The sequence below is a fragment of the Cetobacterium sp. genome, assembly GCF_051653945.1.
In the GTDB taxonomy this organism is placed as follows: Bacteria; Fusobacteriota; Fusobacteriia; order Fusobacteriales; family Fusobacteriaceae; genus Cetobacterium_A.
Genome location: NZ_JBOFXD010000011.1, coordinates 1 through 14,332, shown reverse-complemented (window position 1 = coordinate 14,332; position 14,332 = coordinate 1). Strand labels below are relative to the sequence as shown.

At 28.0% G+C, this 14,332-nt stretch carries 13 protein-coding genes; 12 read left to right on the top strand and 1 reads right to left on the bottom strand.

The genetic code is table 11. The features are described from left to right. The first annotated feature begins 50 nt into the window (after positions 1 to 50). Positions 51 to 221, top strand: a complete 171-nt coding sequence (locus ACRC8M_RS00960) for a hypothetical protein (RefSeq protein ID WP_438527404.1) — start codon at positions 51 to 53, stop codon at positions 219 to 221. A gap of 169 nt (positions 222 to 390) precedes the next feature. Here ACRC8M_RS00960 and ACRC8M_RS00955 read toward each other — a convergent pair whose 3' ends face one another. Continuing rightward, positions 391 to 1,218, bottom strand: coding sequence for a sugar phosphate isomerase/epimerase family protein (locus ACRC8M_RS00955; protein ID WP_438527403.1), 828 nt, complete (start codon positions 1,216 to 1,218; stop codon positions 391 to 393). Positions 1,219 to 1,416: 198 nt separating this feature from the next. Between ACRC8M_RS00955 and ACRC8M_RS00950 the strand changes: the two genes are divergently transcribed. The 11 genes from ACRC8M_RS00950 to ACRC8M_RS00900 all read left to right on the top strand — a co-directional run. After that, complete coding sequence (locus ACRC8M_RS00950) at positions 1,417 to 2,670, top strand: ABC transporter substrate-binding protein (RefSeq protein ID WP_438527402.1); 1,254 nt, start codon at positions 1,417 to 1,419, stop codon at positions 2,668 to 2,670. 21 nt (positions 2,671 to 2,691) lie between these two features. Then, positions 2,692 to 5,088, top strand: a complete 2,397-nt coding sequence (locus ACRC8M_RS00945) for a hypothetical protein (protein ID WP_438527401.1) — start codon at positions 2,692 to 2,694, stop codon at positions 5,086 to 5,088. Beyond that, positions 5,079 to 5,966, top strand: a complete 888-nt coding sequence (locus tag ACRC8M_RS00940) for a carbohydrate ABC transporter permease (protein WP_438527400.1) — start codon at positions 5,079 to 5,081, stop codon at positions 5,964 to 5,966. Before ACRC8M_RS00945 ends, ACRC8M_RS00940 begins: the two co-directional genes overlap by 10 nt. After that, positions 5,966 to 6,787: a carbohydrate ABC transporter permease gene (locus ACRC8M_RS00935; protein WP_438527399.1), complete on the top strand. Its 822-nt coding sequence runs from the start codon at positions 5,966 to 5,968 to the stop codon at positions 6,785 to 6,787. Before ACRC8M_RS00940 ends, ACRC8M_RS00935 begins: the two co-directional genes overlap by 1 nt. A gap of 21 nt (positions 6,788 to 6,808) precedes the next feature. Then, entirely contained in the window at positions 6,809 to 7,906 is a 1,098-nt protein-coding gene (locus ACRC8M_RS00930) for a glycoside hydrolase family 88/105 protein (protein WP_438527398.1), read from the top strand. Then, a complete protein-coding gene (locus ACRC8M_RS00925; protein WP_438527397.1) occupies positions 7,888 to 8,529 on the top strand; it encodes a YczE/YyaS/YitT family protein in 642 nt (213 codons plus the stop codon). Before ACRC8M_RS00930 ends, ACRC8M_RS00925 begins: the two co-directional genes overlap by 19 nt. 48 nt (positions 8,530 to 8,577) lie before the next feature. Further along, on the top strand, positions 8,578 to 9,606 hold the full coding sequence (locus ACRC8M_RS00920; RefSeq protein WP_438527396.1) for a LacI family DNA-binding transcriptional regulator: 1,029 nt from the start codon (positions 8,578 to 8,580) through the stop codon (positions 9,604 to 9,606). 232 nt (positions 9,607 to 9,838) lie between these two features. Next, positions 9,839 to 9,985 carry an LrgB family protein gene (locus tag ACRC8M_RS00915; protein WP_438527395.1) on the top strand — a complete coding sequence of 49 codons (147 nt, stop codon included), beginning with the start codon at positions 9,839 to 9,841 and terminating at the stop codon, positions 9,983 to 9,985. A 218-nt stretch (positions 9,986 to 10,203) separates the two neighbouring features. Then, positions 10,204 to 10,914 carry a Crp/Fnr family transcriptional regulator gene (locus ACRC8M_RS00910; protein WP_438527394.1) on the top strand — a complete coding sequence of 237 codons (711 nt, stop codon included), beginning with the start codon at positions 10,204 to 10,206 and terminating at the stop codon, positions 10,912 to 10,914. 18 nt (positions 10,915 to 10,932) lie between these two features. Beyond that, the gene (locus ACRC8M_RS00905; RefSeq protein ID WP_438527393.1) at positions 10,933 to 12,366 is read left to right on the top strand and encodes an MFS transporter; all 1,434 of its coding nucleotides are present in this window, start codon (positions 10,933 to 10,935) and stop codon (positions 12,364 to 12,366) included. A 24-nt stretch (positions 12,367 to 12,390) separates the two neighbouring features. Further along, on the top strand, positions 12,391 to 14,332 hold a 1,942-nt coding region (locus ACRC8M_RS00900; protein ID WP_438527392.1), incomplete at its 3' end, for a hypothetical protein.

Here is a 14,332-nt window from a genome sequence, read left to right as displayed (position 1 = left end):
AGTATGAGGTATAATATAGTATAAGAAAAAATATGTTGTGAGGTTAGAGAGTGACTAAGAAAAGTTTATCAGTAAGAATAAATAATTTAAAAACTGCATTTAGTGGTAATGAAATAGAGGAAGTAATAATAAAAAAAGTTCATATAATAAGTAAAAATTATGATTTGATGGTTATATCTATTGGAACGAACGGGAGTTGGAAGCATTTTACTAAAATTTAAATTTTATATGTTATAGAAATATTATTTGTAAGTTGTTTGATTTTAATCGATATAATTTTTTCAGATTTTGGAATTTTAAATAAAGAAAATATATTAAATAAACTCATAACAATAACTATATTATTTGTTGAGATAACTGGTTTAATATTTTTTTTTATTAAAAAATAATTTAAAGAAAATTTTGAATATAATTAATTGCAGGGTTCATCTCTTCTTCAGTAATCTCTTCAAGGACACCTTTTAAATTTAATTTTTTCATATTTTTTATAAGAAGAGAATAGTTTAAAATTCCCTTTCCAGGAGACACTCTAATAAGTTTTCCATCTTTTATTAAAAAATCTTTAAAATGAATAACTTCAATAAAAGATCCAAATTTTTCAAAAAAATTATTAATAAGTTCATCTTGAAAAATATAATTATTTTCGTTAATAAGGTTTACAGGATCAAAAATAAATTTTATATTTTTGGAGTTAAGTTTTAAATGAAGCGTCATTAAAGTATCTATATTCCAAATACTTAAAGTATAAACTCCTTCAATTCCTACAAAATTATTTTCTTTTTCAGCAATGTGAGTTAACTCTTTACAAGAATCTAAAACTATATTAAAAGCCTCTGATAAATGGTTCTTTTCATTAAAAGACATATCTTCATTAAATGAACCAGTTTCTGTAGCAACAAAAGAGGTTCCTAATCTATTACTAAGTTGCAATATTTGTTTGAATCTATTTAGTCCATTTTCTCTTTCTATTAAGTTAGGAGAAATCATATTATAGTAAGCGCCTAAAACAGAGATTTCTATATTATTTAGTTTAAATTTGGAGTATATTAAATCTATTTTTTCATTTGTTAATCCTTGAAGGTCCTCTTTAATATCAGAAAAACTTTTCCAAAGAACCAGTTGAATATGACTATAATTATAGAATTTAATTTTTTTTATTAATTGATCAATGGTATCAACAGTAAAACTACCTAAATCATGTGCTCGAACACCAATCATAATTCCTCCTAAAAATTTTATATTTTAAAATCAATTATAATCTAAAAAAATTAAAAGTCAAGAATTAAATAGTTTTTTTTGAAACTTTTAATACTAAATTAAAACAAAAAAACTTTTTTTAAATAAATTTGACAATAGTATAATAGTGTTGTATAAGTTAAGTGAGAAGTATTTAACACGTGTAAAAGGAGGAAGGTAATGTTAAAAAAAGTTAAAAAATTTATGGTTATGGGGATTTTAGGGATGTTAATGGTAGGGTGTGGAAGTGATAATAAAACGACATTGACTAAAGATGGGAAAATGAAAATGGATATAATAGCTGCAGATGATAGTTTACAAGGAGGAGCTTTAAAAAAAGTAATAGATAAATACGAAGCTGAAAATCCAAATATAGACATAAACTTAATTGAATTACCTTATGGAGATATATTAACAAAAGTAAAAATGATGATTTCAGGAGGAAATCCACCTGCTCTTGTAAGAGTAACAGATGCAGCAACATTTGGAAGTGCAGTTTTAGAATTAGAACCAAAGTTAGGAGAAAATATAGTGCCATCTTTAAAAGGTTATGCATATAATAAAGCTGGAAAGTTAATAGCGGTTCCAATAAATTCAACGGCAAATGGTCTTATTATAAACAAAACGTTATTTGATAAAGCTGGTGTGAAAATACCAAAAGAAGCTATGACTTGGGACAATATGGAAAAAATATTGTTAGAAGTTAAAAAGAGTAGTGATGCTAAATATCCTTTAGTTTGGGATGTTTCACCAAGTAGATGGTCAACAATACTGTACCAATATGGCGGTTCATTTTTTGATAAAAGTTTAAAAAACTCTAATTTTAATTCAATTGAGGCATATAATGCTTTAAAGAAATTTAAAGATCTTCATGAAAATGGAATTATGCCAAAATCTGTATGGGTAGGTGGAGAGGATCCGAGTTCAATGTTCAAAGGTGGAATAGCGGTTGGAATTCTTTCAGGGTCTTGGAAAATTAGTGAGTTTAATAAAGATATAAATAATTTCGAATGGGAAGTAATTCCAATGCCTTATGGAACTGTTAGATCAACAGTAGCTGGTGGAAATTTAATGGTAGCATTTAAAAATTCAGGGATGGAAGATGAAGCACAAAAATTTTTACAATTTATGAGAAGAGATGATATCTATAAAGAGTTTTTAAAAACTGGAGGATTTTTAAGTTCTTTTGATAATGTTAATGTTATTTCAGTTGATTATATATCTAAGAAAGAGGCTTTTGAGCAATTTGCAAATGATATAGAGGTGTCACCGGAGGCATCAGGAAAAGAGTGGGGAGAAAATGTTAACATAATGACTAAAATACATCCTGAAATAAAATTAGAGATACAAAGAATGGTAAAAGGAGATATAAGTGTAGAGGAAACTCAAAATATTATTAATCAGTATATAGAAGAGACACTGAAAAATCAATAATACAGTATTGAAGGGGAAGAGATGTTAAATTATAAAATAGAAAAAAATATGAGTATAAATAGATGGCTAGTATCACCAGTACAAGAAAGTTATTTTTTTTCAGAAGAAAAAGTAATGAATGGAAATATAAATCAAGGAGCAGGATTTATAGTGACAGAGTATCCATGTAGAACTCAATTTTTAGAAGAAATGAGAATAAAAAGGGTGGAGTTTGATGATTCTAAAAAATATAGCTACGCATTATATGTTCCTTTTGAAAATAAAAAGGTAGAGTTTTCAAGATTCAATCATACACCAACATATTTAAATTTTTTTGCTAAAGGTTTTGTAGAAAGTGAAAATGAAAAAATTATAAAATTGAAAATTGGGACAACTGGAGGAGTAAAAATTTGGGTAAATGGAATAGAGGAAGTTCTATATACTCCATATTCAAGAAATCATGTAACTTATGAAATAATAGAGTTAAAATTAAGAGTAGGATTAAATGAGATTGTTATATATTGTGATGATTTAGCAGAAAGAGATATAAACTATTATTTTGAAGTAATTAGCTTAGAAGAGTTAGAATGGAAAATTAATAGTCATTATCTACAAGAAAGAATAGATTACATAGAGGAATTATTAAAAAATGCATATTTTTCAAAAGATTGTTATTGTGATGAAGAGGTTGTATTGAACTTAGGTAAAGAGATTAAAGAGAGAGTCTCAGTGAAGTATACGATGATATCAGGAGATCCTGTGAATGAGTTAAGAGATTTATCAGGTAAAGTCGAAATTGAAAAGTTTCAGACTGAAGTAAAATTATTTAATACAAATGAAAAACCTATTGGATTTTACAAAGTCTTTGTAACCTTAAATATAGGTGGAGTAGAGGCGACTAAAATGTTAACTCTGGAAAACTTTAATACTATAAATGCTCCAATATTAGAAAATATTGAAAATAGAAAGAGGTACGCTTTAAAACACATAGCTAAATATGGAGATGATACCTTAGATAAAACTTTAGCTATAATAGAAACAGAAGGGTTTACTTACGAGGCTCAAAGAAACTTTGAAGTAGAAATATCAAAAATAGAAAAAAATTATGATTGTTCGGATTTTTCTTTGTTTAGTTTAATACACATGTATAAAAATCAAGATACATTTTTACCAAACGTAATAAAAGCTAGAATAAAAAAAGCACTTTTAAATTTTAGATATTGGATTGATGAACCAGGAAATGATTGTATGTGGTATTTTAGTGAAAATCATGCTTTATGTCTTCACGGAGGTCAATTTTTAGCAGGAGAATTATTTAAGGATAATATATTTAAATCTGGAAAAATTGGTGAAGAAAATAGAAAAATTGGAAAATATAGATTAAAAAAATGGTTTGAAGATTTTTTTAAAAGGGGATTAGGAGAATGGAACTCCGTTACATATATTCCAATTGACTTAATCGCAATGTTTGGTCTTTATGGTTTAACCGAGGATAAAGAGATAAAAAGTTTAGCGAAAAAATCTTTGGATTATATTTTTACAATTTTAGCTGAAAACTTTCATTCTGGAATAACGAGTTCAAGCTATGGAAGAGTTTATGAAAAAGAGCTAAAAGGACAATTAACAAATGAATGTTCATTTTTAAATTGGATAGCTTTTGGAGAGGGGTACTTGAATAATAAATTAAGAGCTTCAACTTTAATGAGTTTAAGCTCATACACTATATCTAAAAATATTTTGGATAAATTAGAATTAGATAATGGAGAAAAATTAATACTCCGAGTTCAAGGAGATGAGAAAGTTAAATTATATAGTTATAAAAAAGAGAACTATTCATTGTCTTCAGCTATTAATTATAGAAGTGGAAAAGAAGGACACCAAGAATCTCTTATTCATTTAAATATTAAAAATTGTATAAAAAATCAAATATGGATCTCTCATCCAGGTGAAGAAGTTCCTTCTGGAGAAGGAAGACCTAGTTTTTGGGCTGGGAATGGAAGACTTCCAAATATTATTCAAGAAAAAAACATGTTATTTATGGAGTATGAAATTCAAAAGGAGGATAGAGTTAAATTTACACATATGTATTGCGATTCAAAATTCTACGATATAGTTGAAAAGATAGATGATAAAACCTTGTATTTGAAAAAAGATAAAGTAAATATATTGGTTAAGACAAAGGAATCACTATTTTTAATGAAAAATGGTCCTACAAAAGATAGAGAGTTTAGAAGTTTAGGAGTAAAAAATTACTGGTTAGTGTATGTAGATGATAAGAAAGAGTATAATGAATTTAAAGAAATGATTCATTCAATTGGTGTTGTCCAAAAAAATCAAAAGAACTACATACTAAGTTTAAATAGCAGTAAGCTGGATGTTCAATTTTCAAAAGAAAGTATATTAATTAATGGAGAGGAGTACCTAAATAGATGGAATTAAGAAATAAAATCATAAAAAAAGTACGAGATAACTTTACACCCTATCTCTTCATTGGACCAAATCTATTAGCATTTTTAATATTTTTTATCCTACCAGCTTTATTAGCGGTTTATTTTTCTTTTACAAACTATGATGGCCTATTTCAAATGGATTTTATAGGAGTAAAAAATTATCAAAGAATATTTAAAGATAGAAATTTTTGGCGGATTTTTATTGAAACTTTTAAATATGTTTTTATAGTTGTTCCAGTAATGTATGTTATTTCGTTGGGGTTAGCAATGATTGTTATTCAAAATATAAAATGTAAAGCTTTAATAAGAGGAATATTTTATTGGCCTGTTATGATTTCATCAATTGTTGTAGGTGTTACTTGGAAATGGATATTTGGTGATGCATTAGGAGTTGCAAACTATATATTAACAATTCTAGAAGAAAATCCGATTCCTTGGTTGACAGAGGATAGTTATGCTTTTATAGCAGTTATAATAGCGACAGTGTGGTCGAGAGCTGGATTTTTTATGGTTTTATTTATAGGAGGATTGAATGGTATATCAGAATCATACTATGAAGCTGCAAAAATAGATGGAGCAAATTTAATTCAGAGATTTTTTAAAGTGACACTTCCATTAATAAAACCAACTTCGGTTTTAGTGATTATGTTATCTTGTATTGAGTCATTTAAGGTTTACCCTCTTATATTATCACTGACAGGTGGTGGTCCTGGAAGAGGTACAACATATTTAGTTCAATATATTTATCAAACTGGATTTGTAAAAACAGAAGTTGGATTTGCTTCAGCAATGTCAATTATATTATTTTTAGTGATACTTATATTTTCATCAATACAATTTAAGATGACAAAAGGAGGAGAGATTTAATGAATAAAAAAGGTATCTATATATCTATGAATATATTAGCATTAGTGACGGCAGTATTATTTTTCTTTCCTACATTTTGGATTGTGATGTCAACGCTGAAACATAGAACAGAGTTGTTTATTTATCCTTTGACGATATTTCCAGAAAAACTAACTTTTATAAATTTTTATAATGTTTTGAAAAATGATAATTTTTTATTATATTTTAAAAATAGTACGTTTATAACGGTTACAGCTACAATAATAACAGTTTTTATAAATACTTTAGCTGGATTTGCTTTTGCAAAATATAAATTTAGAGGTAGAGATATTATATTTCTATGTTTGCTAAGTGCAACTATGTTACCAACAGAAGCTATAATGAACTCTTCATTTACAGTTATACAAAAATTAGGATTGTACAATTCTTTATGGGGAGCAATATTACCAACAGTAGCAACACCCACAGGTGTATTTATAATGAGACAATTTTTTATGGAGGTTCCAGACTCTTTAATAGAAGCTTGTAGAATTGATGGCGCATCTGAGTTTCAAATATTTACTTTAATAGCTTTACCTTTGGCAAAACCAGTTATAGCGGCATTAACGGTATTTTCATTTATGTGGAGATGGAATGATTTTATCTGGCCTTTAATAAGTTTATCGGATCCTAAAAAATTTACAATACCGTTAATTATATCAAATTATGCTGGAGAGTTAAGTATAGATTGGAGTAGTTTATTAGCAGCATCAGTAATATCAATGATACCAGTACTGATAGTTTTCTTAGTTTTTCAGAATTATTTTATAAAAGGAATAGCAAATACTGGGTCGAAAGAATAAAATGAAAATAGGAGAGAAAAAATGATTACAAAAAAACAAGTAATTGATACTTTATATAATAGATTAATAACTTTAGAACCTATTGAAGGCGAGTATGTGACTAGTATATACGAATGGGAATGGCAGCAAGGTGTATCTTTATATACAACTTATAAGATGTATAAAATGACGGGAGAAAAAAAATATTTAGATTTTATTTTAGAATGGTATGATAGAATGATAAAAGAGGGAATTCCTGAAAGAAATGTAAATACAACAGCTCCATTCTTAACAATGGCTTTTTTAGCTGAAGATAAAATAGAAAGCAGTATTGACTTTGAAAAGTATGTAAAAAATCATGCAGAATGGATTATTAAAAAATTTCCATTGACAACAGATGGAGGTTTTCAACACTTAACAAGAGAGTATATTCATAGAGAACAAATTTGGGCTGATACAGTTTATATGACAGTTTTATTTTTAGCAAAAGCTGGTAAGTATTTAAATAAAAAAGAGTATATAGATGAAGCAATATATCAAGCTATGGTTCATATAAAATATTTAACTGATACAAGAACTGGATTGTTTTATCATGGATGGTCTTTTATGGAAGAGGAAAAAGAGTTAGGGAAATACCATTGGGCAAGGGGAAATTCTTGGATAACAATGGGAATTCCAGAGTTATTAGAAATTATAGGGGAAGATATAGATAAAAGAAGCGAAAGATTTTTAAAAGAAGCTTATGTAAGACAAGTAAAAATATTGATAGATTATCAAAATAACGATGGAATGTGGCATACTATAATAACTAATAGAGCGTCATATTTAGAAACATCTGCAACTGCTGCTTTGGCTTGTGGTATTTTAAAAGGAGTAAATTTAGGTTTAATTGATCAAGTTTACTATTTTAATGCTTTTATGGGAGTTAGATATATTATTGATAATTATTTAGAATCTAATGGAGATTTAAAAAATGTTTCTTACGGAACTCCAATTGGAATTAATGAAGAGCACTATATGAAAATACCTTTTTGCCAAGCACCATATGGACAAACAAATATGCTGTTAGCTTTAATAGAGTTGAAGGAGACTGAAAATTTTCATAAAGGATTTACAATGCCATGGAAAGAACAAAATTAATTAAATGTTGTTACTATGTTTTAGGTATAATTTTTTTAGGATTTGGAATAACATTAACTTTAATCAGTAATTTAGGAGCTGGAGGATGGGATGTATTGATACAAAATCTTTCAAATATAACAAGTATTACTGTAGGGAAGTGTTTGTGGAGTGTTGCAATAATTTTACTTTTAATATCTGGAGTTATTTTAAAAAAAATTCCAGATATTAAAGTCTTAGCAGTCTCTTGGATTACAGGAATAGTCATAGATATATCTTATTATATAATATTAAAAAATTTAATAATCAATTCTTTATATTTAAGAGGAATAATATTAATATTAGGATTATTATGTATAGCACTAGGCTGTAGTATGATGTTTGTTACAAATTTACCTAAAAATCATACAGAAACTTTAGTTTTTTCAATAGTTGATAAATTTGGTTATTCATATAAAACTATTAAAATATTTTTAGATAGCTTAGCACTTTTTATTGCTATTGGTATAGGTATTTTTTTAAAAGATTTTTCAAACTTAGGTGTAGGAACTTTTATAAGTTCATTTTTTATGGGATATTTAATAGATAGATTTTTACCAGTGACAAAAAAAATTTTTATTTTTTTACAAGAGAATTTTATATAAAAATTAAAAATAAGAGGAGAAATATACGAGAGTATAGGGTAAGTGCATATGACGACAAAAGAATTTGCCAATTTAATTGGTGTTTCAAGAATAACGTTATCTAAAGTTTTAAATAACAAAAAAGGTGTTTCTAAAGAAACTGAAGATAAAATTAAAGAGTATATAAAAAGATATAATTTTACCCCAAATAATTCTGCAAGAAATTTAGCGGGAAAAAAGAGCAATATAATTGGAATATTTTTTAAAGAATCAACGTTTAATTATATTGATTCAGAAATTAGATCACACTTTTCAACGGAGTTTTTAAATTGTGCTTTAAACCAAGCTCAAAAATACGGCTATAAAATTTTAGTATCAGTGATAAAAAATGAAGAAGAATATTCTGAAATTAATAAACTTTTTAAAAGTTCCTTAATATCTGGAGGAATTTTACTTGGATATTCAAAATTCGATGAAAAACTTAAAGAAGTTTTAAAAGAGAAAAATAAAATGGTACTTATAAATCAAGAGGAAAAAAGTTCTTTTGATAATATAGGAGTTGTAAATATTAATGATAATGACGGCATACAAAAAGCTTTAGATATAATTACAAGAAATGGGCATAAAAAAATACTATATATTGGAGGAAAGATAGATCGGTTACCAGGATTAAGGAGAGAAAAAAGTTTTCTAGAGTTTTGCAAAAAAAATAGATCATTAATAAAAAAGTCACTTTTTGAAAGAGGAGATTTTTCTAGGAAAAGTGGTTATGATATAACTGAGAATATTTTAAAAAGTGAAAAAGATATTCCTACAGCAATTTTAGCCGCAAATGATATTATGGCAATAGGAGCAATTGAAGCTATCAAAAAAAATGGATTAAGAGTTCCAGAAGATATATCAGTTATAGGGTTTGATAATATTGAAATATCAAAATATATTGAACCAAAGTTATCGACAGTGGGATATAATTATGAAGAGATTGCTGGAAAAGCTATTAAAATGTTAGTTGCATTAATAAATGATGAGAAAACTAGAAAAAATATTGAAATTGAAACAGAGTTTATGGAAAGAGAAAGTTTGAAAAAAATTTTTTAGAAATTTTAATAGTTTTGCCCATTACTTATTCAGGAATACTCTTATTACAGCTTTTAGTGTAACCTATTCCAAGTGTCATAGTTAGAATTTTTATACTTTTTATTTTTCCAACCTGTTGTAAAGTTATTGGATTATATAGCACTTCTTAAAAGTAATTTTTTATTTAGAGAGGTGATAACACAACTAAATAATTTTCTGTTAGTAGGAGTAGTAATAACTATAATATCAACTATTGTCAAAAATATTAGGAATTGATAGATTACTTTTAATATCTTTTATTCCTAAATCTATAACTATTTCAATAGGAGTAGAAATAAGTAAAAATTTTGGTGCGATTCCAGTAATTACAATTTTTTCTATAGTTTTAACAGGAATTTAAGAAAATATATTTCAAATATATTTGAAGTATTTTCATTTAATTTATTGAAGTCTTTTCTTGTAATAGAGAAAAGACTTTTTTTGTTTATAAAAAATAAAAATTTGGGAAATTGTGCTATGTGACATAGAATTTTTTATAAAAATATATTAGTATTAAATAAAATGGATAAAAATATATAAATAAAAGGTTCAACTCATGTGGCATAAAAAGGGGTGTTAGTGTCAACGATGGAAAAGTGGAATGATTTATTTAAGATTATTTATATAACAAGAGAAGAAAAATGGAAAACTAATCCTGATTTAAAATTAATAAAAGATTATCTTAATAAACACATGCAAATTAGGCTTGTGAAAGAGGGAGAAAAAATCCATCAATATGATAAGAGTCAAAAATATATACACTATGTAATAGTTGGAAAGTATTTTCATTATCGTGAACTAAAAATAGGAAAAAGAAACCTTATAGCTTTAAATGAAGCTCCAGAATGGATTGGGATGGATAGAGTTCTAGATAAAGAAAATGCAAATATAACAGAGGACTATGTAACAGAGGAGTGTATTGTAATAGATATAGAAAAAGAGTATTTTGTAGAGTGTCTTAAAAATAATGGGGAGATATCACTATATATTATAAAAAATTTATTGAAAAAAATGTCATTGACATCAAATCGTGCAGAATCTATGTTAATTAATGATGCAAAACTACAATTTTTATGTTGGCTAAATGACTATTGGAAAAATAATAACAAAGGGGAAGAAAAGTTGATTATTAAACTGAAAAATGACTATATTATGGATAATATAGGAATAAGTACTAGAACATTTTATCGTATATTAAAGGAGCTAAAAGAAGAGGCACTAATAACAACGGTAAAAGGAAATATAGTTATAAATAGTCTACAGATAGAAAAAATAAAAAATATATTATAAATTCAACGGGAGGATTAAATGGAGGAGTTAAAAAGTGGGGAGATATCAATAGATATTTCTAGGTATTCATCAGAGTCTGAAATGGGGAAGAGTAAAAATAAAAATATATTGGTGGATATTTTTAAGTATTCTTTGGGAGGATTAGGAGTTACACTTGCAACAAATTTGACAATGTCATATCTAAACTTTTTTTTAACAGATATTTTTGGAATAACAGCTTTTGCTGTGGCAGGAATTATGTTAGTTTCGAGAATTGTGGATGCAATAACAGATCCTGTTATGGGAATTGGAGCTGATAGAACAAAATCTCGTTGGGGAAAGTTTAGACCTTGGATGATATTTTTTGCACCAATGCTGGGATTTGCTGTATTTTTACTTTTTTATACACCGAATATTCCTGAGAACATGAAAGTTTTATATGCCTATGGAGTATTTATATTTTATTCAATAGCAATTACAATAGTTTCAATACCATATTTTGCACTAGTGCCAGTTATCTCTAAAGATTCACATACTAGAACAATTATTATATCTTGGAAAAGTGTAATGTGCCAAGTAGCTGTATTATGTATTTCAACTTTTGCACTGCCTATGGTAAATATGTTTGGTGGTGGACAAAAGGGATGGGCAACATTTGGAGGAATCGTTGGAGTAGCAGCAACTATTTTTGTATGGATAGCAGCAGATGGAGCTAAGGCTCATGATGTTCCTAGTAACATAGAAGTATCAAATAATATTAAAAATAATAATAGAGAGAAAAATAATTTAAAAATACTCTTAAAAACAAAACCACTATTAGTTCTTGTAGCAGCCTTTGGACTGTCAATGTTTGCAAATACTCTTGTGAATTCAGCAAATATGTATTATTTTAAATATATTTTAAATAAACAAAATTGGATTCCAACAGTTATGGCAGTGAGTATGGGAGCAAGTATCTTTGCATCTATGATTCTACCAAAAATTGAGGGGATTTTTGGAAAGAAAAAAGCTTTTATGTATTCAACTCTTATTTGTGTAATACCTTTAATTTTATTAGGATTAAATCCTAATGTTACTTCAATATACTTACTTCTTGCTCAACTTATTTTGTTTGGATTTATGTATGGAATAGCAAGCGCACTTCCTTGGGCTATGATACCAGATTGCATTGACTATGCAGAGTGGAAATATGGTGTACAGCCAAATGGTTTATTTACAGCAACATTTACATTTGTACAAAAGTGTGGAATTGCTATTGGTGGATTTTTATCGAGTTTTTTACTTGGAATATCTGGATTTGTTGCAAATAAAGATCAAGTTGAAAGTTCTATAAAGATGATAATATCACTACGTTTTATTATACCAGCAATATTGTTTCTTTTAGTTGTAGTTGTATTATACTTTTATGAGATAACTCCAGAAAGAACAAAAGAGATTTCAAAAGAATTAGAGAAAAGAAGAGATATCGCATAGATAAAGTAAAATACGGAGGGGAAAATGAACGAATTAAATCAGAGGTATTCAAAAGAGGTAACAGATATTGTTACGGTTAGTGGAAAGTATCCTTGTATGACTCAAACTGCTGATGGAAAAACTTATGTTTGTTATCAAGAGTATAAAGATAGACATGATGTTATCGTGGCAGGAGTTTTAACTCAAGAAAAAGGTGAATTTGTAGGTGGAACCATAATATCTCAAGGTGGAGAAGCATTAAAGCCTGTTTGTGTAGCAGATGGAAATCGTGTATGGTATGCTTGGGGAGAAAATAAAAACCAAAAATGGGGAATTTATTATAGAAGTTATGAAAATGGAATTTACGGAGAGATTCAATGTGCAGAGGAGAGAGAAGCACTTTTTTATCCGTATCTGTATTCAAAAGATGGTGTAGTATATCTTCTTTGGAATCGTCAATGTAGTAACTCAGGAGAAGTTGTAATAGGAATAATTGGAGAGGGTGGAATAGAAAATCTTCAAGTAGTTTCATCTTCAAAAGAAGTTTATAGACCAAGTTATACTATGACAGATGATGGAATTGGTTATGTGGCTTATGATTCCTTTAATGGAAAAAACTATGATGTTTTAGTGAGAGCTTGTAAAGATGGAGTTTGGTCAGAAGAAAAAGTTGTGAGTACATCAAAAACTGCTTGGGCAGCTCAGCCATTGGTTGCCTCACTAAAAGATAAAATTCTAGTATGTTGGTATGATTTCAATCATGGTTCAGATTTTTCATACAATAGTTCGGTAGTTTTTTTAAAAAATGATGAGTTAATTATAGAGGAGCCGCATTGTATTGGAAGAGGAGTAGACTGGTATGAAGATATAGCAGTCGGAGAAAACTCCAAGGGAGAGGTAGTTTTTTCTTATTCTTGGGGAAAAACAAAATTGCATGTAAGACATTATGATTATAAAAGTAAATGGAGTGAACCAGTGGTTTTCACTTATGATGAAAATAGTTTTGCATCTAACCAAAGAGCTTTAATTGATGATGAGGGAACAATACATTTAGTATGGCAGTATGGAAACCAAAATGGGCATAAACCAATTAGAAATGCACAAGTTATTTATACTTGGTTAAAAGCTGATGAGTTTGAAAACTATATTGATACAGAAGCAGAGAAAGTGAGCGATCCATTTACTCGTCCAATTCCAGCAGAAAAGTCACTAGATCGTGTAACTAAAGAAGCAACAAAAGAGTGGATGATTAAAAATGGATATGGACAAAAATTTCCAGTGTTTGGAGATATCCATGGTCAAAGTGGGATGTCAGATGGAGTTGGAGAGATAGATCAATTTTTTAATATTGCAAAAGTATGGGCAAATTTAGATTTTACAGCATTGACAGATCATGATTGCTACCCATATTGGTTAAGTGAATCAGAATGGGAGTGGATTCGTACAACTTCAAGATTATTTAATGTTGAAGGAGAAATGACAACACTTTTAGCTTATGAGTGGACACCAAATGAATATCGTTATGATTTTGGTCATAAAAATATATATTATAGAGGATTTGAAGGAGAATTATTTCGCTCTGGAGATGAGGGTGGATTAACACCAGACCGTCTATTCAGTAGTATAAAAAAATATCAAGCTATGGCATTTCCACATCACCCAGCGGCTAGTTGGAAACTAGTAAGTGCTGCAACTGATTGGTCATTCCATGATGAAAGTGTACAAAGGATGGTAGAGATTTTTTCAAGACATGCTCCTTTTGAATACTATGGAAATTCCTCAAAATATACTAAAAATAATATGCAAATTGAGCGTTGCAGTGCACAAGATGCGTTAGCAAAGGGTTATCACTTAGGATTTATTGCAGGAAGTGATTCTCATCAAATGGAACATGGTTTAGAGGGTGGAATAATTATATCTTTTGTGGATAGATTAGCCAATGAAACTGTTTGGGATAATTTATATAATCGTTTTGCTTATGGAACAT

Bases quoted from the DNA above. Each gene is read 5' to 3' on its own strand.
- ACRC8M_RS00955 (WP_438527403.1), bottom strand. From the start codon at position 1,218: ATGATTGGTGTTCGAGCACATGATTTAGGTAGTTTTACTGTTGATACC.
- ACRC8M_RS00950 (WP_438527402.1), top strand. From the start codon at position 1,417: ATGTTAAAAAAAGTTAAAAAATTTATGGTTATGGGGATTTTAGGGATG.
- ACRC8M_RS00945 (WP_438527401.1), top strand. From the start codon at position 2,692: ATGTTAAATTATAAAATAGAAAAAAATATGAGTATAAATAGATGGCTA.
- ACRC8M_RS00940 (WP_438527400.1), top strand. From the start codon at position 5,079: ATGGAATTAAGAAATAAAATCATAAAAAAAGTACGAGATAACTTTACA.
- ACRC8M_RS00935 (WP_438527399.1), top strand. From the start codon at position 5,966: ATGAATAAAAAAGGTATCTATATATCTATGAATATATTAGCATTAGTG.
- ACRC8M_RS00930 (WP_438527398.1), top strand. From the start codon at position 6,809: ATGATTACAAAAAAACAAGTAATTGATACTTTATATAATAGATTAATA.
- ACRC8M_RS00925 (WP_438527397.1), top strand. From the start codon at position 7,888: ATGGAAAGAACAAAATTAATTAAATGTTGTTACTATGTTTTAGGTATA.
- ACRC8M_RS00920 (WP_438527396.1), top strand. From the start codon at position 8,578: ATGACGACAAAAGAATTTGCCAATTTAATTGGTGTTTCAAGAATAACG.
- ACRC8M_RS00905 (WP_438527393.1), top strand. From the start codon at position 10,933: ATGGAGGAGTTAAAAAGTGGGGAGATATCAATAGATATTTCTAGGTAT.